The following is a 20789-nucleotide window of genomic DNA, read 5'->3' on the forward strand; positions in this document are numbered from 1 at the left end:
GGTGGCCCGGGGTCGACGCCGCCGGATCAATTGAGTGCGTTTTGAGTGCGTGGAGGACACACGAAGGCCCGGTGCACATTGCGATGTGTGCCCGGGCCTCGGTGTTTGTGCGCCGCCAGGGACTCGAACCCCGAACCCGCTGATTTACAGCCGAGACCGATCACGAGTTGCCGCTGATGTGCAGGATCGCTTGCTGGCAAGAGATCCTGCAGCTTTCAGGTACTCGTAGATCCTCATCGCTGCCCATCCTCTCTCGCTGATTGAGGTGCGTAAAGAGGTGTGTTGCGGAGGTGGGCGGCGCTGCCTACATGGCGATCGAGCCGCCGGCTACCGGAACACGGTCGGTCCCGCACTAGCTTGATGGCGGGAAGAACCCGTAGCGGTCTCTCGACCGGTTCTTGGTGAAGGTGATTTCGACCGCGCCCGGACCCAGTCCGTTGGGTGGCTCGATGTTCTCGAGGACGATGACTTGACCGTCGACTCCGTTCTGAATGTCGTCGTAGAACCGGTCGATGACGCTTCTCGGAAGCGTGCCGTCGGCATCGCCGCCTTGGTCTGGCGGCCGATAGGTGACCAGCGGTGAATCGAGCACGACGAATCCTGGATGCGGGAGGTCTCGGTCGTAGCAGTACTGGGCGAGCGCCAAGGTAAATGCCGCGTGCAAGACAGCTCGAACCCCCTTTCCGTGGGACGCGCGTAACTGGTCCCCGGAGACGATGTCCTGCTCGCTTCGGTCGTATCGGGTGTCGCCTGCGTCTGGTACGCCCCAAGCGGTTAGCCGTTCGGCGATCGCGGCTGAGAACGCGCCCACGGTGACCAGTTGCATGCCCTCGGCAGCCGTAGCGGTCTCCCTCACCTCGTCGTCGGCCAACTGTCGACGTAGCCTCTCCAAGCTGTCGATCTGGTCGTAGAGGCTCAGCAGGTGTTCGACCTCGGCGCGCTTGTTAAGAAGGTCGGCCAAGCCGTCCCGGTCAGGAGCCATCGCGGAGTCGAAGTCTGTGAGTTGAACCCGCGCCGCGTCGATCGCTCGTTGCATGGCCTCGATCCGCTGAGACAGTGTCCCGTGTTCGGCTGCGAGATCACCCAGCGTCGCCCTGAGGTCAGCCTGAAGGCTCGTCGTCTTGGCTTGCTCGGCGAGCACCGAGTCTCGGAATGCTGTTGTTCCTTCGAGAAGATCCTCGTTGTAGTGCTGGTGTTCGACCTCAGCGCCGCAGAAGGCACACGGTCCAGAGCGGAAGTATCCAAGGAGGTTTCCCGCCTCCGAGATCATCTCCAACCGCTGGAGATCGGAGCTGTACTGGTCGTCCAGCAATTGGAAGCGTGCGGTGAGCGCGGTGATGTCGGTCAGGCGCTCCAACTCTTCCAATCGCAGACGTTCCGTCGCAGCAATCCGCCGACTCAGCTGATCCCGCTCGGCCGAGATACTGCTGATTGAGTCGGTGAATATGCTGGCGGATGACGAGAGCCGGTCGCGTTGGGCTCTCAGCTCGGTGGGGCTGGGAACGTCCTCGAGTTGGGCTTCGAGATCGGCGACCAGTTTGTTTACGACCGTTTCCTGGGCCGCGGACGTCTGACGCCGTTCCTTGTCGGTGGGAACCGCCACAAGATTGGAGTCGTCCTGGCCCTCCAGGAGCAGTTTCAAGACCGAGATGTCGACCGTTTTGCTGGTTGTCACGGCAGTGAGAACTGGGGACCGGGTGGCCTGCATGCTGGTCTCGTCGATCACGCAGAAGTGGGCGATGTTGCGGAAGCTGAGTTCGTTGGTTTGGTTGTATACGTTCCTGCGGACGCGCTGACCGGAGAGGTCCAGCGCAGCGAGTAGATACGCGGACAGACTTCCACGCTTGCCGGTGACGTGTTTCTCCCCGAGCACGAGTCCTGCAGGTTCGGCGGGCGGAGTTCGCACGTCGCCTTCGTACACAGAGAAACGGCCGCCGTTGACCGGGCGCACCAGTGTGACGTGGGCTTCGCCGGGCAGTGTCAGGCCTAGAAGGACGGAGCTGTAGCCTGCGCGTTCAGGGATGTCGTCGAGAGGTGTCGACCCGCCCAGCATGAAGTCTATTGCGTCGGCGATGAATGACTTCCCCGTGTCTGAGGGACCCCGGACTACGGTGACCGCAGGGCCGAACTCCACGCTCGCGGGTGGCACATCGGCGCCAGTAAAGGTGAGGTGGGTCAGAGTGATGCGTCCAGTCATGTTGCCCATCCCTCGCTGCCTAGGTCGATCTGAGCGAACTCCTCGGACCAACTCGAGAAGATCGACCGCATCTCGGCTCTGAGGACGTCCTCCGTAAGGTCTGGGAAACGGTCGAGGACCCAGACCACACGTTGGTTCAGGGTGACGGCGTAGGTCGAAGCCAGCGCACTGACGAAGCTGTAAGCGTCCTCGCTGGCCAGAAATTCGATCCCGGAGCTTCCTGCGCGCATCTCGACGAGTGCACGTCGAACCATGACGTGAAGTCCTGCCTCGACCATGGCGCGCCGTGCGCCGAGCTCTCCCGATCGAATCGGCAAGGGAGGGTGCAGACTGCTCGGTCCTCCGAGATCCGCACTGTGGAGAACTCCATGGTCCAGCAGGACCAGCCGGTTCAGGTCGAGGCGCTCCGGATATGCCGCCGTGAGGATCATCAGCACGCGGACACCTACCTCGAGCGAGCTGTTCAGCGGGCTGATAGTCATTCCTGGATCCAGATGAGACGGTTGGCGTTGGCTAGGTGGTGGCAGATTCCGGTTCGGTCTTGCAGGTCCGAGACCTGAATCAGCGTGTGCTGCTGAAGGTCGAGTGTCCCGACGTGCACCAAGACCTTCGTCATCCTGGTCCAGCCGTTCGGATGGACATCGTCAGCGAGGTCGACGACACCGTGGTAGATGTCATCCTGGAGGCGGCTGAAGGTATCCGGGTGCACCGAGTCCCGTGCATACACACGGAGCGCTTCGGCCTTGAAGAACGCCTCTCGTTGGCGCTTGAAATGGGGACCCGCGTTCACGTGCTCGGTCACGTTGCTGGCGTCGATCGGCTTGTCCGAGAAGCGTTCGTTGTAGACCCCGAGCAGTTGCGCGACGTACCGAGCTTCCGCCGCAGTTACCTCGTTGGGTGGCGGCTCGTGATCAGGTCTAGCCGGCATCACGGGCTCGAAATTGCGCAGGTAGTACGGCGTCCCCTCAAGCTGTGCAATGGCGTCGACGAGCTCGACGGATTTGAACATCGTGAAGTCTGCCGAGGTTGCCGATGCGATGACCGTGGCGATTTCCGTCGCGTCCACGTCACTGCCGAGTGCTTTGTCCGGATCAGCCAGCTCGTCGAGGAAGCGCTGCTTGAGTCTGGTCGGCTGACTCAGCAGCTGGTTGAGTTGCGTGCTGCATCCTTTGGGCGCAAGAAACTGATAGGTGTCCGGCAGAGTCCAGAAACCCGCACAGGCTGCACGAAACACCTTGAGCATCTCCGGGGCGGCGTCACCGAAGCTGAGTGGCTTGACATAGTGCTTGCACTGGAAACAATCCCAGGGGCCTTCGAGGCCCTGCGTCGTCTTGAGTGCGGCAACGTCGGCACCCCGGTCGCCGCTGCCGCCGAATCTCTTGATCTGAGCGTATGCCTCAGCGAGCGTGGATACCCACTCGCGGACGAACTCTTCCCAGTCATCGTCCGTATAGAGATAGATGCGGCCTTGTGGGCTGACGGGAGGAGGGGCGATCTTGCTGCCTGACAGGGCAGGCGTCTTCGGCTTCGGCATGTCGTGGAGTACCGGTGGACTCAGCATGGGCGGTCCAGCCTGACCGGCTGTAGTCAGTTCCCCCACCCCCAACGGATCACGCTTACGCAGAGTGCACAACCCTAGAGTAAATACGGTGGTTTGCGAACTACCTGCGGTCGGACGATTTGAGGGCGACGCCGTACCGTCGTTCGTGCGGTCGGCTGTGGGCGAGATGTCGGACAGTGCTCGCCTACTAGGCGCGAGGTCTGGGTTCCCTTTCGACCATCGGCTAGGAAGCCGACGATCTCCCGGACTGAGGGATCCGTGTTGGCACTCGTGATCGAGTGGATCGCGTGACCGTCCAGTCCGAGGAATCTTGATCAGACTGCTGCAGTTCTGATCAAGGCCTCAGGGCAGAGACCTCTCCTGAAACCACGACATGCGCGCGCTCGGTCTTCCGGCCAGCCCATCCTGCGTCATCTGCCTTCGAGGAGCGATACGCACCATAACCACACTCCTAGATCTCGACGTCTGAGGAAGAGTGGTAGAGGGCTCGGCTCTTTCTCGATCGGAACAGTTTCAGTCGGCCGGCGACTACCGTCGAGCGATCTCGTAACCTGTAGGTCCAAGTGGACTTGACGGATGTACGGCATGGGCTGATCCCAGGGGGATGCATGGAGTATGGCAGCCGATTGGCGATCCCAGTGGCAGCGGCGAACGGCCGCGGGGACTTCCACATTGGTACGGGGTTCCTCGGGCGCCGAGTCGATGGCCAAGCTGGTTTGTATACGTCCGCTCACGTCCCGACCAACGCTCAACCTCGCCACACTGCAAACTGGCGTGGTTGGCCTGAGACCATCCTCGCTTGCCTCTCTCCAACCGAGTCGATTGAGGTGCCACTCTTCCTGGGAACGGGGGGACGTCGTGAACCGGCCTTCGCCTTCATCGAAGGCGAGGGCCGGCGGCTTGCAGACATGATGGGTTTCGTCGGACCGCAGTTTGCCAGTGTGACGGTTAAATTGATGGAGCGGTACGAGGTCGCGGACCTTGGAGATGTGGTTGGGAGCAATGGCGGAGGCGGTCTGGAGTTGGTCTGCCATGGCTACCCGGATCTAGGTGGCGGGGCCAAATGGCCTTACGCACCGCCCAGCGTCGTGAATGGACAGTTCACCGGCATCAATCAATCAGGACCGATGATCGAGGCCGATATGGCGACCGAGAAAGGGTTCTCTGGAGGCCCGGTGCTCATGGAGGACGGCTCCCTGGCAGGAATGTTGATCGGCGATACCGATGGGAAGGCGAGAATCGTTCCACGCCAGGTACTCGCCCTGCTAGGAGGCTAGTGGCTCGGCGCGACTCAGACTCCCCGGCTTGGAGCCCGTCGAGCGCAACGCGAAGGCGAACCACCACGATGCTGTGAACAGAGCCACGCCTAGAACGAAGAGTGGACCGAGCTTCTCACTGTGGCCGTACGCAAGGCTCAGGAGATCGGTGCAGATTCCGAGCTGTCCGATGATGGCAAGCGAGCCCCAGCCGCCTCGTGCGAGCCGGTTTTACGATGCGGTGGCGCCTTGGGCTCGGTGGGCTGTGGTGGCGTAGGCGAGCCCGCGCCGTACTCGTCTCGGCCGGGATCGCTGCTGCACTCCTTCCAAGAGAGCTTCAACCTGATCCTTGCGGAAGCCACGGGGTCAGTGATGCCATGGCCCGGGCTCAAGGGATGTCGGGTCCGCCTGCCTCTGCGACTTCGCCGAGTACGCTGATCGCCTCCTGGGCGTCGTGCGCATCGGCGGAGACGGCATCAGGCAACGATCCGGATGCTTCCTCGTCAGCGAGGTGTGGGTACTTTTCAAGAAGGAACCGCCGCCTGTATGCAACGTCGGCGGCGTCAACGATCGCCTCCAAGGTGGCCCAGTTGAGAGTGCCTCCAACGACGATCCCGACTGCGGGTACGACCTTGCCGAGGCCCTGCTTGGTGAGGCGGATGCCGAATGCCTTCGCGAGTTGCGTGGAGACTCTCGCGACGACTGTCTCGTTCAGGACATCCCACGACTTGCCGCGGACGAGTGCTTGGGTGAGCCGCGAGATGTCGGACATTGCGGCGGTCTTGGCGGTGGCTGACGTTGCCGTGCCGGCGTTGACGACTGACATCACGAAGAGCTTCTCGGCAGGCGCTTCGGGATCGTAGCCGTAGAGCAGCGAGACGTGGCCCACGGAACGAGACGCAAGGCCGAGAACGAATGCAGCGTCGCCGGTAAAGGCGCCGGCGATGGCTGCGCCCGAAGGCGCTGCTGCGGCGCCGCCGGAGGCTGCGGCGACAAGCTCGCCCCCGGAGATCACCATCCCTGCACCCGCTCCGGAGAGTGCCGCGGCAGCTGGGTAGTACCAGCTTGCTCCACGTCCGCGAACAATGTCGATCTGCTCAAGATCGAGGCGGCGCAGGTCCAAAAGTGATTCAACGTCGTGCCCGCGCTTCTTGTGCATCGCCACCACCCGTTTGGGCGAGAGTCCAACTCGCGAAATCCGACCCACCGTCCGTCGTGCAGACTCTAAAGCAGTGCCGCTCCAGTCGGGGAGGGCATCGGCGGCCAGGCGAGCGCCTGTGCCGACTACGTGAACGCCTTTGGCGGCGACGTCCTGCCCTCGCGAGACGGCCGACTGGGCCCGTGGGTGGCCCTCGAGGTACCTCATAGCACGCTTGCCGAGACTGGCGGCGCCGCTGGCCACTTGCTCGCTGACATTCCGCGTCCCTCGTGACAGTGGTCGGCCCTTGAAACGTTGGATGTCACGCCATGCCGCTAGTTCGTAGTCCGAGGGAACCGCCATCCCATCAGGGTAGTTGCACAGATCGGCCAGCGACATCGGCCTGGTGTCGCGGCTTCAGTCTTCGGATTGATCCTCACTGCTGTCGCTCGCTATGTCCACAAACATCAGCAGATGATCTTCTGACGCCGGCGGTCCGAAAGAATCGGGGACAGCGCCTAACTCCGCCTATGCGTTGTTAGTTGCTCCGGGTTCCGCGGTGTCGACGTCCCGTCGATAGAGCAAGCCGGTGAGCCCGCTCTGACATCCCAGAATGAGGGCATCGGCGGTGACCGCCTTGGTAAGGTCACGATGCTGGTGGCGTTTCCACGGGTTTTGTCGCGGTCCTCAGCTAGAGACAAAGCCTGCGCGGTAAGGCGTCCGGGGTGTCATCAGATCGCCGCATTTGATGGACACCGAACCTGGCGTTCGATCTGCAGAGATGGGAAACGACGAATCGCCCGTACGCAACGAGTCCTGTGGGAGTGGCGGATGGGCTTCCGGCTGGAAGATCGGGATCGGTCGGCGGCGTCTGGCGCGGCCAGGCGCCCGTTCAGACAGGTGGCGCTGCTCGGGCGACCGCTGAACCTGATCCTTCGGCGGATGGCTTCGGTGAGGCAATCGCTAGCGTTGTTCAATCAGTCGTTCTGTCGGTGGTCGCCGCCAGACTCACCGAATGATCGAGCTGACGTCCGTTGCGGCCGCGGTGACCAACAGCCTCACTGGGACAGCGACTCGTACCTCGAAACTTTTTGTTGCCGTCTGGGATGGCTTGGCTTGCGGCTGTCTCGCTTCTGACCGAGCGCCCTCGGGCCAGGTACTGCAGTCAGCCGTGCATATTGGTGCGGGTTGTTGTGGTCGACTGCTCCGACGCTGGCATGGCTCCACGACAGAAGTGATGCAGCTACAAATTGGGCAGTGCTGCTCAGCCGGTCCGGCAGCGACGGCGACCGCGGTCTAGGTTGCAGCCCAACTGCCGGTCCGCAGGCGCGACTTCCGCGGCCCTAGGTAGGCGTGCGAGTCGGCTCGGTTCCCTGATCATCACATCAGTGTGAATGACAGGACCGACAGGTGTCTCTCCTGATGCGGCGGCAGCGACTCCGGCCATCTAGTTCAAGACGTTGTATCAAGTCGGCATCCCGCTGCTCTGATACTGCAGCGGCCCAAGTCGGAGGAGCCCTTTGCTTCGGCTCGACTTGGCGCCCAACTCATTGACCGGCATCGCTGGAGCGTGGAACGTGCCCTTGGACCTGAGCAAGATCAAGGCTGGTGCGAAGTCCGCGCTGATTGAGCCAAGAGACATATTTGCGAGTCTGGGCCATAGGCCGTGGCCTCGGTTGCGAGTCGAGCAGGACCAGGTCCTGAAGGGCTGGTTCGAGCGGCGCCACGAGCGCGATCTCGTGATCAAGCAGAACACAGGTGGAGGGAAGACCGTAGTCGGCCTCCTCGTGGCCCAGTCCAGCCTGAGCGAGGGAGTAGGTCCTGCGGCCTACGTAGTCCCAGATACCTACCTAGTGGACCAGGTTGTGGACGAGGCGAACGCGCTCGGGATCCCGGTCACGACAGATCCTCGGGGCGCGGACTTCATCTCGGGCCTCGCGATTCTTGTCTGTACCTTCGAGAAGGTCGTCAACGGCCGTAGCATCTTCGGGCTCGCGGGTGACTCTAACGCCCGAAGGATTGGAACCGTGGTCGTTGACGACGCGCACGCGGCGTTGGCGGCGGCGCGCAAACAGTTCACCGTTAATGTGCCAGCAGAACATCCGGCATATAAGAAGGCTCTGTCAATCTTCGGCGACGAGCTCATGCGGCAGAGCTACAAGAATGGCACAGCTATTCTGAGTGGCGACCGGGCTACGCCACTCCGCATCCCCTTCTGGGCTTGGTCGAAGAAGCACTCCGAAGTCACGGCTGAGATCGAGGCATCAGCCGGGAATAGTGCGCTCAAGGGGATATTCTTCTCCTGGCCACTGCTAGCGGACTATTTGGGGCTAGCAGTCGCGACGATCTCGGATCGGCTCCTGCAGTTGCGTACGCCGTGCCCTCCCATCCAAGAGATACCAGCATTCCACCTGGCTACACGACGCATCTACTTGACTGCAACGCTAGCCGACGACGGCGTCCTTGTGACCGACCTGGCAGCTGACCCCGAGTCGGTTCGCCGGCCGATCACGCCTGAGCGCGCAACGGACCTAGGCGATCGACTGATAATGGCTCCCGGTGCGCTGAACCCAAACCTTACGAGCGACAGGATCCGCCGACTGGCTTGGGAGTTCGCAATGGGCGACCGCACTGGCGACGGAGAGCGAGACGCAGAGCCCGTGAACGTTGTGGTCCTGGTGCCGAGCGACAGGGCATCAGAGCTCTGGAGTCCGTATGCGGCAGAGACACTCCACGTCGGTGATATGAAGGCCGTCGTCGATCGAATGGCCGCCGGTGAACACCTAGGCATCGTGGTCCTTGTCAACAAGTATGACGGAGTCGACCTGCCACATGACGCCTGCCGGCTGTTGGTCGTCGATGGTGTTCCAACACCGCTCGATCCAGGCGAGCAGCGCGAGGCAGGAGCGTTGATCGGAAGTGACACCTATCGGATCCGCAAGGTCCAACGACTTGAGCAAGGTATGGGGCGCGGCATCCGCGACGCAGAGGACCACTGCGCTGTGCTGCTCCTTGGCAGCGACCTTGCTCTGTCGCTAGTCGACAGGGAGGACCTAAGGCTCTTTTCTCCCGCGACCCGTGCACAGATTGATCTCAGCAAAGAGGTTGCCGCACAGATCGCTGGCGAAGGCCTCGATTCGGTTCGGGAGGTGTTATCGCTGTTCCTGGGGCGTGACGAAGACTGGAGAGTCGCGAGCAGCAGGGCGACCGCCGGAGTGGAGTATGACCCGGACGGACATGTCTCAGCGGTATCTGAAGCGCGCCGAAAGGCCTGGGACCTCGCAGCGGCGGGCGATCCCGCCGCTGCGGCAACAACTCTGCGCAATGCGCTTGATCAAGTCGACTCAGCGGAGCGGGGATGGCGACTGGAGGAAGTGGCCGCCTATCAGCACGAGGTTTCGCCTGAAGACGCGCAGAAGACAATCAAGGCGGCAAAGCAGGCGAACACGAGCGTGCTTATGCCTGCTCTGCCTCTCGCGCCAAGGCCGGTACGGGGGCATCAGCAGCAGGCGGTCGCGTGTGTAGATTACCTCAGCGAACACTTCGACAACGGCACGCAGCTGCGCCTGGGTGTTCAGTCGATGCTTGACGATTTGGCGTTCTCGCCAGAGGACGATCGGGTTGACGCGGCGGAGGCGGCAGTAAAGCGCCTTGGGCAACTACTCGGGTTCGACGCCACGCGGCCGGAGAAGGAGCAGGGGAAAGGACCAGATGGCTGCTGGGGTCTCACCCCACATCGGTCCGCGGTGATCGAGCTCAAGACTGGCACTTCGCGTGACGACAGCGACATCATCAAGTCCGAGACCGATCAGCTGTCCGGTGCGGTCAGTTGGAACTCGGCAGCCAACCCGGACACAACAGAGTGCGTGCCTGTTCTACTCGCAAGATCTGCACGGCTTCATAAGCTGGCGAGCGCACCCGTAGGTAGCAGAGTTGTCACGCCGGACGACCTCGCTACGTTGAAAGCAGATGTTCAGGCGTTCGCCGACGAAATCGCTTGCGACAGAGGTTGGGAGCGGTCCAGTGCGGTATCCGCGGCCCTGGCGAGCCACTGCCTGACAGCAGATCAAGTGATTCAACAGCACAGCCGCAAAGTTGAGGCCGCGAAGACCGCAAAGTAGCTCAGACCTCTGTGCATGACGCTCGTCGCGCCGGAACGTCGGCACCTTGATCCGATGAGACGTTTGCGATGTCCGTCGCTGGATGGACTGACGAGGCTGGTGTCACGCGCCACCTTCCGCTGCTTGTCGAGCCTCAACCTGCTCGCTCGCCGCGTCACGCAGTCGGTGCAAGTGGAGCGCTGTTAGTGCGTCCAAGAGTTTCGCTGCGTCTTGAGCGAGTGGTTCGCCAGTTACAGGACTGAGAATCACCTCGGAGAGGTAGGCAGACGCCGTTCCATGCTCTTCGGCTGCCACATGATCTTGGAGGAGTGAGACTGCGACATTGACTTCGCTCAACCTGTGTGGCGGCCGCTCAACTGTCGGCGTGTCGGTCTGCTCCGACCCGCCGACATTGCCAGGGTCAGCGAATTTGCGCATCCTCCGGCGCGCGGCTTCATGAGATCGACTCACTAACTGCTCTACATCGGCCAGCGGAGAAGCGATGTTGTCCAATACTGACAGCCCAACTGCATGGGACCAAGCCCGCGCCATTTCCGGGGGCAGGGGTAACGCACTTTGTCGATCGGTGGAGCTGAGTTGGTAACCGACTCCAAGGGATATCAACTCTGCGAGATGCGATGGTGGTGCGGATGCGGTGTTTCCTGCGGCCAAGCCACTTCTCTCGGCGACGCAGAGGACAACCAGATGCGCTCCAACTTGATCGCGCACGGCATCAGACAGCGTCTCTAGCACGGTCAGAGTCTCATCGAGAGCGTTCGCCGGCACCATGACGACCCAGCTTTGCGGACTGAGCGCCCACGGTGCAGGGGCAGGATCCTCAGCGATGTGGCACGAGGCTGCAATGATGGGCGCGAGCAGGTCCCGCAACATGGATGCCGTTTCGCCTCGCACCGCGCTCACAACCTCCGCCCAGATCTCGATCGCGGACTTGAGGGGATCTGCACCGCTGATGCGGCTCGCCAACGCAGGCCGGCGATGGAGAGCTACCGCTAGGTCGGCACTCCTCCGCATCGCCTGGCTGAGGTTATCTGGAAGAACAGAGCCTTGGCCCTGCACGAGCGTCCGGCCACCGCGTCGGAGCCGATCAACCTGGTCCGCCGCTTCCCGCAAGGTGATCGCGATGGCCAGATGACGCGTGGCTTTGGCGGGGTCCTGCGGGCAAGCATGGTCTAACGCGTCGAGAACTGTATGGAGCAGGCGCGTCGTCTCGTCCTGAGTTCGGTCGATATTGTCACTGAGCGCCTGTGCCGAGGTCGGCCCGGAGCCTGTGGGAATCGGCGGCGGGTGCAGCGCGCCGAGTCGGGAGCGGACGTCGTCGATGCGGGCTCGCCAGCTAACTCGCCGGGCGGCATTATCATGTGGTTTCAGCCTGAGCGGAAGGTCGCTGGCCGCAGCTGCAAGGTCGGCAGCCACTGCGATCTGGACGTTAATTACCTCAGTCCAGGTCTGTGAAGAGATCGCGCGGCGTACAGCTGCCTGGTATCCCACAGACTGTCGCACTGATACGCGGCCCGGAAATGTCTTGCGGAGCATATCTTTATGCCCGGGTTCGAATCCCCGCATTTGATAACGAGATCCTGATGCAGTGACAGTGACAATCTCGAACCGATTCAGCTCGGAGCATGCGTCCTTGAGTCGCTCGAGGCACGCGACTGTGGATCGGTTGAGAGCCTCGACATCGGTGGCGCGTGGTATGTCCCACGGCAGAAGGGGCAGCGGAGGTACGCCCGCGTCGAGGGGCAGCAGTCGTGTCAGCTTTACCGAGTAAGTGGTCTCGTCGATGACAGCGTCGAGGATAGACGGATCCGCCGTACAAAGAAGGGCGACCCGATCCTGTAACGAGCCTAGGATCTCGATGCGCTCGGCTGGTGTCAGTTGGCCTTCGCACGCTGCACACAGTCGCGACCAGATCGTCGCAGTCCAGACGTTGTGCGGCGTGGGGATGCGCATGAACAGGGAACGCAGAAAGTCGATCGGCATCTTGAGATGTGGCAAGCCAGCCTCGACGAACCGCAGAATCTCAAGTGGCTCTGTTTCTCCGAGGATGCTTTGTGGTCGCTCGGTTGCGCTCCCTGAGCACGCGCTCCGCAATGTGGTCTCGTAGTCGGACCGTAAAGGGAGATTGTCGGCAATCTTCTTGACCTGACCAACCATGTTATCGAATAGCTCGGAGCCGGTGCCTTCGAAGCCTAGTCCTTGGTTCAGTCGCGGATAAACAAATGTTGCGAGTGTTTCTAACGGAAGTCCGCGGGGCCGCGCCTGCTCAAGTACTGGCAGTGTCGCTTTTGCGTAAAGGGCATTGTCTGCACGCTCGGCACCCTCAAGGAACGACGCCAGATCCGCAGGGCTGACACCCCTCGTGCTGAAAGAATTCCTGAGTGCCAAAACGACCTCATCGACACATTCGGGATGGCGCTCGGCAACCCGACGTAGCATCCACCCTGCATTTGCCGGTTCGATCAGCGCCGCGACGCGTGCGAGTGTGCTGCCGAGGCGCGGTGGTGGGTTTTCGTGAAGCAACTCGGTGATCGCCGCGGACCGGAGCTCGTGGAGCCCCCGCCAGGCGGCGCCGTCGCTGACTGCGATGTGCTCATCGCGAAGTACACCGAGCGCATCCCCAACTTGAGCGACCGCAGAGATGGGGCCCAGCTCACCAACCAGCACCCTGCCAAGGACGTCCGCGCTCAACGTTAGGCCGAGGGTATGCGCAGTGGTCACCAGTCTCGCTGCTTCACGCTGGATCTCTCGCCCCGGACCCTGGAGGGCGGCGACCTGAGCGGCAAGGACCTGCCGTAACCGCTGTCCGGTAGTCAGTAGCGCCAGATACTCCATCAATAGGCTGTCGGATCGCTGGAATGCCTCCTCGGTATTCATGCGTAACGGGATGCCTTGCCCTCGGAGCCGGGCGCTGAGCGCCCGGGCGAGCGGCAGATCGAGACGCGGTTCAACGACACGGGTGGCACCGACAAGTAGCGCGGGTGAGAAATCCTCGGCGCGTGCGGCACTGAGTAGCAATACAAAGGGGATCTCGCGGAGCAGAGCCGCGGCAAGAGGCCAGCCTGAGGACCGCGGCCGGCCTAGATCATCGGCTACCAACATCACTGGCGATGCCTCACTGGGGCGCAGCAGACGGATATATCGGGCGAGTATCCGCGCGTCGTCCTCGTCCTGGACCCGACTGACTCGCAGAACCCGAGCGGCAGGAACGAGATCTCGAGCAGCGCGCCAGAGCAAGACAGACTTGCCTGCACCTGACGGCCCTACCAGAAGGACGCTTCCTTCCTCCTCGAAGCCCGCGTTGCAGGCAAGCAGTTCGTCAGGGCGAAGGACATCTAAGTCGGCTGCTACATGACCGGGATGCCCGTCAACACCTAGGTAGAAGCTCTGAGCCGCAATCTCGTCAGGCATGAGAAAACTGACCGGCGCGCAGACCCCGGAGGCCACGGCCTGATCTAGGGCAGTGATATCGACGGTTTCGTGAACCTCGGCGACGATCGCATCGATATCGCTGGTCCGGACCCGAGCCGCGGTCTGGCTGCTACTGCGTCGTTGATCGGCTGCCACATGTGCCAACACATCTGTGAGCTTGCTGACCACTATGCCTGAGACAGATGGATGGAGGCTCAGTGCATCTGCCAACATGACCTCGCTGGCTTGGCGGACTCGATAGGGCAGTCGGATGACGCGGGCTCGCGCGAGGACGTCCTCGGCGACATCCGCGGCGTAGCCTCTCTTCGTTAGGCCACCCAGGACTCTGCGGATTCCCTCCCCGGACTGGCCGCCGAGGCAAGAATCCCAGCCGGTAAAAGAAAGATCGGACCCGAGCGAGCCGTCGGTGACCACGATGATTTCGCTGCCCCTGGCGCTTGCCTCTGCATGGGCCAAGGCGTCGGCCAACCTGGCTGGACCCATCTCGCCTCGGCCACCGTCGAGCTCCTTCATTTGGACGAAGGCGCGCTTGCCGTCGGCAGTGCTGCAGTCGGCGTCCTCATAGCCTTCCGGGATCAGGTCGACGAATGACAGGTGTTCACTGCGCGACGCAACCAGCAGGTATGCACAAACGTTAATCTGCCAAGTCACACCGGCAACATTGCGCGCGCCTTGCCGAAGATTGGCCCAGAGATCCTCCGGCGTCATCTCTCGACGTAGCTGCACTGTGGACTTTTGGCCAGCTTCGCCCATCCTGGAGCTACCTGATGCAGATGCGGCCCCGGTCGCTTTCGTACGTCGGCGTGCCGACGGCGGCGAACCTTGCTTCCCATCGGCCATGCCAGCATTGTCGCTGCTCGTTGTCCTAAGCGCAGCCCCCAGTGAAAGGGACCGTCCTGCGGGCAGAAGAGTTCGCATGTTCTGGTTGATAGCACGGCTGATGTTCCGCTCGTCTTCACGAAGTACCGCACGATTCAGCGTCAGGTCACACGTCGAATCGGACCACGTCCGGCTGAAACCGCACAACCATCTGAAGCGATGTCCCAGCACCGAAGTGGCGGCGATGAGCGCGCTGAGCCGCCGACCACGCGGACGTCGTGAATCTCCGCCCCTTGGGCATCGGGTGGACCGTACCCGAAGTTCAGAACGCGCGGTCCTGAGGTGTCTTGCGTTAAGCCTTCTCGTCGCGTAGAGGCTGGCGATCGTTCGTCTCTGCGGTACGGGTTGACACCGTCAGTGACGGAACAACCCGGTGAAGAAGGCGGGGCTGGCTAGGTTCAGCAGGTAGCCGATGAAGAGGCTCACTGCTGCGACGGCGATGTTGATCCAGCGTTCGCGGCGGGTTGAGTGGCGCTGTTGTCGCTCTTGGTGGGCGAGGAGTGCATTCAGCTGACCTGATTCGATTTCGACGATCCGGCGAGCCTCGGTCGATTCGCTCAGGAGATCGGCGATGAGGCGCTTCTCCGCGTCGATGGTTTCTTGTAGTTCATCCGCCATGAGCGTTGCCTCTTGCATCGCGTCCTCGAGCGCCTGGGCGTGGTCACGCAGCCTGTGAGCCCGCCGGAGTGCTGGTGGTGTAGCGGATTGAAGCTGGCTCAGTCGGTCGCTCCGGCCAAGAAAGTAGGCCCAGATCAGCAACGGCAGACCCAGCACGACAAGTGGAGCAGTGAGGACTAGGTCGCTGAGTGGGGGACCATCGCTCCAAAGCCGCACGGTGTTGTACACAACGAGAGAGACGGCTGTCCATGTAATCGGGAAGGCGAGCAGACCGATGATGGCATGTACGACTCCGGATGCGCGCGCGTAGCTTGGCCACTCGGACCGGGCCGGCCGGGGGAAGATCGGTTCTGCCAACGCATCCGCGGCAGCCCTGATACGTCGACGTCCCAACACCACGGCTGCGATGGCCACCGGAAGAGCGAGTCTGCCGGTCGGCACCCCGCTCGCCTCGTCCCATACGACCTTGTGATCGGAGATGGCTGACACGATCGCCTCGATGATGGCTACGACGATCAGCGTCGAGAACCACGCAACAAGAAAAGCGAGCGGCCACGCTGCAAGTCGGCGATAAGCGGCTGCCACTCGGCCGCTTCGAGTCGAAGCGCGGACGATAGCAATCACTTTGTCGACCGAGATTTCTGCCAAGCGGAGCCTCCACAGATAGTGGGATGGACTAGTCACGAAGAGATCTGACGTAACCACGTTAGGTGAGGTTCCATTCATAAGGATGATCCCTGGGGCGTCGTCTTCGAGGCGCTGGCTGGCCCGTCTCGGGGTATATCGGCTCGCCGGGGTCCGTCGTGAAGACATGGCCGGAGTCGGATCAGGCGTCGCCGGCCTTGGCTTGGTCTGCCATCTGGGGAGGCGGGGTGTGCCTTACGCTCCCGGATCGTGTCGGGGTCGATGCTGAACGGCTCGTTCCCTCCCGCCCTTGGAGGTGCCTTCGACCCACTAGCCCTGACTATTTCGACCGAACCGCGGATTCGGGCCGTCGGCGGTGCTTGAAGCTGGCCGGTTTCGGCTGACCCGGATCCCGCGATCTTTTGCTGATTCGCCGTCGAGAGAAGTCGATCAACACAGCTCGAGCGCTGCGGAGCTATGGCGAGCGGACGGCTGCCCCATAGCCGATATGGCCAGGCTGTCGGTCGCGAAGATTTGTAGGTCGGCTAGGCCCAGCGGGACTTGAGGGGGCGCTCGCCGGACGCGATCCACGTTCGGCCTGACGAAGTTTCACCTTGCTGTCACGGGCATGGGACGAGCCCAGAGCCGACCTCGGAACGCTCAGTCCGGATGGTGATGACACAGACCCAGCTGAGATTCTTCCCGACGAGTTTCGCGAGGACGCGAATATGGCAGGGCTACTTCGCCGACCATCCCTCCGGCAAGCGGTTGCGGGTGGTGTACCGGCCCAATCCTTGCCTTGCGATCCGTTGAGTCCTCCGACGAGGACTACGGGAGGCGTGATGAGCCGGTTACGGGTGAGTAGTGACGACCTTCGGAGGGTGTTCGAGGCCGAGGTGGGTGGGCGGCTGTCGGCGGGGCAGTGGGTTCGTTGGTTGGATGCGGCGTCGGTGTTGCGGGGGCAGTCGTTCAGGAATGTGGTTCTGATCCGGCTGCAGATGCCTGAGGCAACGTGGGTCGATGGCCGGGAGCCGTGGCAGGAGAGGGGGCGCATGGTGGCTCGCGGTGAGGCGGGGATCCGGGTGCTGACTCCGATGGAGAAGGCTGCGGGTGGCCGTGGGGCGAGCAGGCGACACGACGTGGCGACGGTCTGGGATATCTCTCAGACCGATGGTCGAGATGTCGTTCTGCCGCCGGCCGTGAGCGCGGTCGAGGTCATGTATGCGTTGGCGAAGGTTGCCGGTGAGCTTGGGTACGGGGTTCGATGGGGTGAGTCGGCTGATGGGATCGTTTCGCGGGTGGATCGGCGGCGTCGGCAGATTGTGCTGAGTCCCGGTCTGGATCCTCGTGGTGCGGCTGGGCGGATTGCGCATGAGCTCGCTCACTTGCGGATGCACAAGTTGCCGAGTGGCTCGGGATGCTGCGGTCTGGTGGAGTTGGAGGCTGATTCTGTCGCGTACGCCGTACTTGCGAGGTACGGCTGTGTAGTTGACCGGTCGACGTCCGAGCGGCTGGCTGCTGTCGCGTCGGTTGTTGGAAGCAGACCGCCGGCTCGGCTGATCGATGCCATAGGCGGCCGTGTTGTCACGGCCGCCGGGCGGCTGGCGGGTGCCGCCGAGCGGCACATGGAGTCGAAGGCTGTACCGATGCGGGTTCGTTCGACTCGGGTTGAAACCGATGTGCAGGAGCGTTCCGCTGAGCAGGATCTTGGGCTCTCGCTGTGATGCCGGCATGGTCCTGGAACTGGCAATCCAGGTTCCGGCCGCGGCGGCCGGTCGCGATGTTCGAGATATGGATTTCGTTGGTGGTGTGCAGCCAGAGACAACGTCTGATCGACCGGCCAGCTGGCGGATTGCGCGCCTGATTGAACTTCTGGACGCTGCGATCGACTCGGCTGGGGCACAGCTGGCTCGGTCTGAGGGATTGCAGTTCGACTGGCTCGACGATGACTCGGCAACCAGGCCGGCAGGACCTGTCCGGCGTACACGGGCTTCGAGGCACGACTCCCTTGAGCGTGTCGAGGAGGACGCCGAGTTGCATCGGGGGCTGGACACTCCTTAGGTCCTGGATTTCGTGATCCAGGTTCTGAAGTCGGTACGACGAAACCACCTTCGTAGCTGTCATGCACGACAGCAACGATGGAGGTTTCGTGAGTGAGCCGGGGTACATGTTGTCGCTCGAGGAGCGGCAACGGTTGCTTGAGGCAAATGCAGCGGCGGCGCGGTTCTACCGGCGTGAGTTGCTGCGTACGGCGGATGGTTGGCAGTCGGAGTACCTGCGAGCTCGTGGGGCCGAGTCGGTGTTGACGGTCAACACGGACTGGAAGGTTGGCTACGCACCGGGCAGTTGGACGAGTCTCACCGACCATCTGCTTGCTCAGGGATTCAGTCACTCGACGTTGGTCCAGGCAGGACTTGTGGAGTGGACGGCAGGCGGCGATGCGGTTGACCGCCATCGGGATCAGTTGATGCTCGTGGTGCGTGACCATCGGTTGTCGCCGGTCGGATTTATCGGCATTGGTCAGGATGGACGGCCGAAATCCGTCAGTCCAGTCAGCGCCATTCATCGGCCATCCAACGTCCTGGCGGGTATCGAGGAGCAACTGGACCTGCTGGCGGGCGAGGCGGTCCCGGTCATCGTGAACGATCCTATGGACGCGATCGCGGTGACTGCGCTGAGCCGCGAGTCCGGCGGGCAATGGGCTGGAATCCCTGTCTGTGAAGGCGGGCTTTCGACGGCTCAGGCGCGCCTGGTACGGCGGTTCAGCCGGACCGACAAGGTGATCGTCGTCTTGAGCGGAGATGAGCTCGCCCGTCACGAGGCCGCGGGCTATGTGTTCGACCTCGCGCTCTTCTTCGACCGTGTGCGTGCCGTCGAGATGTCGATAGGCATAGCGGATGCGGTCGTCCGTGGAGGGGCGATAGCGGAACTGCAGGACCTGCTGTCAGGCCCCCGGCCACTGATCACGTACAAGGTCAGCGAGGGCAAGCACGAGGCTCTGCACGCCGAGGATCTCGATCCGCCGGCGCAGGGACCAGGGCTGGGATGAGCCATGCGGAACATAACGCTCGAGATGCATCGGCAGGCTTGGGAGTTCTATCAGCGGCAGCTGCACAGGATGCCGGACGGTTGGGCCTCAACGCATCTACGCGATCGCGGTCTGGGCGCAGCCCTGGACGACCCGGCGTGGGGAATCGGGTACGCGCCGGCGAGCTGGACTGGCCTGACCGATCACCTCCGCAAGGCGGGCTTCACCGACGAGAGCCTCGTGGCGGCTGGCCTCGCGACACCGACGATGAACGGGTACCTCGTCGACCGCTTTCGCGATCGGATCATGTTCGCCGCCGAGAACGCAGACATGGAAGTAACGGGGTTCGTCGGGCGTGCTCGTGGCGGATTGGTGCGATACCTGAACAGTCCGATGACGGAGGTCTACCGCAAGTCCGAGGCCACAGTTGGGCTGATAGCGCGGTGCGGAAAGTTGCTGCGGGGTGCGACCCCTGTCCTGGTCGAGGGTGTGATGGATGCCCTCGCCGTAGATCAACTCGGCAGTCGCTGGGCAGGGATCGCAGTTTGCGGTACGGCGGTCACACGCCAGCACGCATTGGCGATCAGACAGGTGTCGCCAGCCAACAAGATCGTGGTTGCTTTCGATCCCGATCTGGGCGGCCGACTGGGCGCGGTACGCAGCCTGAAGGCGCTGGATGGGGTGTTCGGGGCAGTCCAGGCGGCTGCGCTACCGGATGGCCATGACGTTGCGAAGTTGTTCCAGCGGTCACCCGCACGGCTCCAGGGCTGCTTGGACTCCGGTGTGCCGTTGGCGGAGTTCGCGATCGATGTCGAGCTCGGGAAGTGGGCGCCGGTTCTGGACCACCTGAGCGGTCAGGTCAACGCTCTGCGGGCTGTGGCGCCGTTCGTTAGGCAGTTGCCGTCGGCCCTGGTTGCAGAACAGATCGCGCGGCTGTCCGAGCGACTGGACCTCGAGGTCGCCGTCGTGTCGCGGGAGGTGCTGACCCCCTTGCGGTCGAGATCAGGGCGCTCCGCGGACCGGAAGCAGGCGGGCTGGAGCGGGGAGGTCCTGGATGAGGAACCAGGCAATTCCAGGACTCCTTGATCTCGTAATCCAGGTTCTGAGTTCGAGCCGCCGCCAGCAGATTGGTGGCACGGCAGTACGACGAGAGGAGCCGGAGCGATCCGCTCCTCCTTCCCCCGGGATGGAGTGACTCGATGAACGAGGAGTTGGAGGTACTCATCGCCGACGCGGCTGATTCTGACTGGGCGGAAGGTCCGTCCAGGCGGCTTGCCGAGGGGATCGAGGAGCGGATCGTGGCGCCGCTGTCGGGCAGATTCCGGGAGGTGCTCGGGTACGACGAGGCTCGGCAGCTGGCTCGGGTGATTGCTTGGGAGCGGTGTCGTGAGCTGGCGGTGAATCCGCCGAAGCGCGGCGTCTCGTGGGGCTACCTCGGGACGCTGGTGAGGTGGCGCCTGACCGACATTCTGCGCACCGAACTGGTGCGGAGGCACCGGCTCTCGCTGAGGACTGAGCCTCCGGAGCGTGAGGTGGAGGTGCCCTGGCTGGGGCATCACCTGGATCAGATCGTCGACGAGTTGGAGCGTAAGGGCCTTCCCGCGACGACGGCTCGGAATCTGATCCGTACGGCGGCGGACGGGCCGCCGTACTACCGCGCAGCGATGGTCCTGCGCCTGCGGCGAGTGGGTGCGACGGGCGAGCAGGCGGAAGCGCTCAGTTGGCTGTTGCGCGGAGGAGCAGGCAGGCCGTCGGCGTTGGCTCGGCTGGCGGATGGGCAGCCTCCGTCGGAAGTTTTTCAAGATTCCGCTGTGCGGCGCTGGATCTGGGCTGCTTCCGGCCGTGACCTGCGGTTTTTCGGGCGAGGCGGGCGCCTCGGCCACCGCCGACAGGTCGGTCTGGGGCAGCTCCGAGCCGCCTGACCAAAAAAGTCTCCCG

General features: G+C 62.8%; 12 protein-coding genes. 6 read left to right on the forward strand and 6 right to left on the reverse strand.

Annotated elements, in window-relative coordinates; all coding sequences use genetic code 11:
* Positions 1–352 precede the first annotated feature (352 nt).
* Genes E1261_RS01355 through E1261_RS01365 form a run of 3 tightly spaced genes read right to left on the reverse strand, consistent with a single transcriptional unit; the run spans position 353 to position 3731 of the window.
* Positions 353–2197: an SMC family protein gene (locus tag E1261_RS01355; protein ID WP_132400421.1), complete on the reverse strand. Its 1845-nt coding sequence runs from the start codon at positions 2195–2197 to the stop codon at positions 353–355.
* The gene (locus E1261_RS01360) at positions 2194–2679 is read right to left on the reverse strand and encodes an ABC-three component system middle component 2 (protein WP_132400424.1); all 486 of its coding nucleotides are present in this window, start codon (positions 2677–2679) and stop codon (positions 2194–2196) included. Before E1261_RS01360 ends, E1261_RS01355 begins: the two co-directional genes overlap by 4 nt.
* Positions 2676–3731: an ABC-three component system protein gene (locus E1261_RS01365; protein ID WP_132400427.1), complete on the reverse strand. Its 1056-nt coding sequence runs from the start codon at positions 3729–3731 to the stop codon at positions 2676–2678. Before E1261_RS01365 ends, E1261_RS01360 begins: the two co-directional genes overlap by 4 nt.
* An 854-nt stretch (positions 3732–4585) precedes the next feature.
* Here E1261_RS01365 and E1261_RS01370 point away from each other — a divergent pair.
* Complete coding sequence (locus E1261_RS01370) at positions 4586–5035, forward strand: serine protease family protein (RefSeq protein WP_132400430.1); 450 nt, start codon at positions 4586–4588, stop codon at positions 5033–5035.
* 367 nt (positions 5036–5402) lie between these two features.
* Here the strand turns inward: E1261_RS01370 and E1261_RS01375 are convergent, their stop codons facing one another.
* Entirely contained in the window at positions 5403–6173 is a 771-nt protein-coding gene (locus E1261_RS01375; RefSeq protein WP_238175940.1) for an EcsC family protein, read from the reverse strand.
* Between the two features lie 1562 nt (positions 6174–7735).
* Between E1261_RS01375 and E1261_RS01380 the strand changes: the two genes are divergently transcribed.
* Positions 7736–10273, forward strand: a complete 2538-nt coding sequence (locus E1261_RS01380) for a DEAD/DEAH box helicase (RefSeq protein WP_238175938.1) — start codon at positions 7736–7738, stop codon at positions 10271–10273.
* A gap of 102 nt (positions 10274–10375) precedes the next feature.
* Here the strand turns inward: E1261_RS01380 and E1261_RS01385 are convergent, their stop codons facing one another.
* Together E1261_RS01385 and E1261_RS01390 are read right to left on the reverse strand one after the other, a co-directional pair.
* Positions 10376–14410 carry a P-loop NTPase family protein gene (locus tag E1261_RS01385; RefSeq protein ID WP_132400439.1) on the reverse strand — a complete coding sequence of 1345 codons (4035 nt, stop codon included), beginning with the start codon at positions 14408–14410 and terminating at the stop codon, positions 10376–10378.
* Between the two features lie 525 nt (positions 14411–14935).
* Positions 14936–15847: a hypothetical protein gene (locus tag E1261_RS01390; RefSeq protein ID WP_132400442.1), complete on the reverse strand. Its 912-nt coding sequence runs from the start codon at positions 15845–15847 to the stop codon at positions 14936–14938.
* Between the two features lie 818 nt (positions 15848–16665).
* Between E1261_RS01390 and E1261_RS01395 the strand changes: the two genes are divergently transcribed.
* The 4 genes from E1261_RS01395 (at position 16666) to E1261_RS01410 (ending at position 20773) form a co-directional block, all read left to right on the forward strand.
* Positions 16666–17547, forward strand: a complete 882-nt coding sequence (locus tag E1261_RS01395; protein ID WP_132400445.1) for a hypothetical protein — start codon at positions 16666–16668, stop codon at positions 17545–17547.
* A 425-nt stretch (positions 17548–17972) separates the two neighbouring features.
* A complete protein-coding gene (locus E1261_RS01400; RefSeq protein ID WP_165952302.1) occupies positions 17973–18872 on the forward strand; it encodes a hypothetical protein in 900 nt (299 codons plus the stop codon).
* 3 nt (positions 18873–18875) lie between these two features.
* A complete protein-coding gene (locus tag E1261_RS01405) occupies positions 18876–19937 on the forward strand; it encodes a toprim domain-containing protein (RefSeq protein WP_132400452.1) in 1062 nt (353 codons plus the stop codon).
* 113 nt (positions 19938–20050) lie between these two features.
* Positions 20051–20773, forward strand: a complete 723-nt coding sequence (locus E1261_RS01410; protein ID WP_132400455.1) for a hypothetical protein — start codon at positions 20051–20053, stop codon at positions 20771–20773.
* Positions 20774–20789 lie beyond the last annotated feature (16 nt).

The organism is Kribbella albertanoniae, from assembly GCF_004348455.1.
Lineage (GTDB): Bacteria > Actinomycetota > Actinomycetes > Propionibacteriales > Kribbellaceae > Kribbella > Kribbella albertanoniae.